Raw genomic sequence first — 1,518 nt, 5'->3', positions numbered from 1 at the left:
AGACTGTACGAATTTCAAACAAATAAACCCAATTGTCATATGGTTATCAAAAGTCAATACGAAAAGGGCAAAAAAAAGTTACTTTTGTTCAATTTATAGCCTTTGATTTTTGCTAAAAAAACCGTAAACTTAGCGCCCCTTGAAAAGAGGCCTATTGAATATAGTGCGTATCGGTAAATACCAACTTGAGAATAATGTAATTGTCGCGCCAATGGCTGGCATTACAGACAGACCATTTAGACAACTTTGCCGTCGTTTAGGCGCAGGGCTAGCTGTTTCTGAAATGCTATCGTCTAATCCTAAGGTTTGGAAAACGGAAAAGTCGATGAATCGTATGGATCACAGCGGTGAATCGGGTATACGCGCGGTGCAAATTGCAGGAGCAGACCCTGAGCTTATGGCGCAGGCCGCACAATTCAATGTTGCTAACGGTGCACAGATCATAGATATCAATATGGGGTGCCCAGCAAAAAAAGTGAACAAGAAACTCGCAGGCTCTGCCTTATTACAGTTTCCTGAACTTGTGGAAGAGATTATTGATGCAGTCGTTAATGCTGTTGATATACCTGTGACACTTAAAATCCGTACAGGATGGGATCCGGATAACCGTAATGGTGTAGAGATTGCGAGAATAGCTGAACGTTATGGCATTGCATCACTTGCTGTACATGGGCGTACGCGCGCATGTATGTACAAAGGTGATGCTGAGTACGCCACGATTAGGGATATAAAACGTTCAGTGTCGATTCCTGTTGTTGCCAATGGTGATATTACATCACCAGAAAAAGCAAAACAGGTTTTAGACTATACGGGTGCAGATGCCATTATGATTGGCCGAGCCGCCCAAGGTCGCCCTTGGATATTTAGGGAGATAGACCACTATTTGCGAACTGGGGAACACTTACAGCCGCCTGCTATTGCAGAGGTGCGCAGTATTTTAATGGAGCATTTAACAAACCTCCATCTGTTTTACGGTGAGCCAATGGGAGCGCGAATTGCTCGCAAACATGTATCTTGGTATTTGCAAACCCATGACAGTGATGGTCAGTTTAGGCGAGTATTTAATGCGCTCGACAACCCACAAGCACAGGTCGTCGCATTAGAGCAATACTTTAAAACACTAGCAGCTAACTAAGAAAGAAAGAGACTTAATAATGTTCGAACAAAACGTGACTTCTCCATTTATCACTAACCCTCATGTTCAGTCACACGAGAAACCGCAGCCATTGCGTGATGCAGTAAAAAAAGCTGTTCACCACTATTTAAAGCAGCTTAACGGTCAAGATGTGCAAGACGTTTACGACCTTGTTCTTTCAGAGCTAGAAGCGCCATTACTTGAAGAAGTAATGACATATACACGTGGTAACCAAACTCGTGCAGCAATTTTACTAGGTATCAACCGTGGTACTTTACGTAAAAAGCTTAAAAAATACGGCATGAACTAATATGCTGGCTGTGATTTATCACAGCTAATTATTAAAAAAGCACCCTAGGGTGCTTTTTTTATGCCCGTAGTTT

Annotated in this window: 2 protein-coding genes; both read left to right on the top strand. The window is 42.4% G+C overall.

Annotated elements, in window-relative coordinates; translation table 11 throughout:
* Positions 1 to 163: 163 nt before the first annotated feature.
* Entirely contained in the window at positions 164 to 1,135 is a 972-nt protein-coding gene (dusB, locus tag GQR46_RS19515) for a tRNA dihydrouridine synthase DusB (protein ID WP_010553368.1), read from the top strand.
* Positions 1,136 to 1,154: 19 nt separating this feature from the next.
* Positions 1,155 to 1,445 carry a DNA-binding transcriptional regulator Fis gene (gene fis, locus GQR46_RS19510; RefSeq protein WP_002957804.1) on the top strand — a complete coding sequence of 97 codons (291 nt, stop codon included), beginning with the start codon at positions 1,155 to 1,157 and terminating at the stop codon, positions 1,443 to 1,445.
* The last annotated feature ends 73 nt before the right edge of the window (positions 1,446 to 1,518 follow it).

Source organism: Pseudoalteromonas sp. Z1A6 (assembly GCF_011378745.1).
In the GTDB taxonomy this organism is placed as follows: Bacteria; Pseudomonadota; Gammaproteobacteria; order Enterobacterales; family Alteromonadaceae; genus Pseudoalteromonas; species Pseudoalteromonas arctica.
This window is presented reverse-complemented; position numbering and strand designations above follow the sequence as displayed.

Excerpts from the sequence above, each read along its gene's own strand:
- fis (WP_002957804.1), top strand. The coding sequence starts at position 1,155 with ATGTTCGAACAAAACGTGACTTCTCCATTTATCACTAACCCTCATGTT.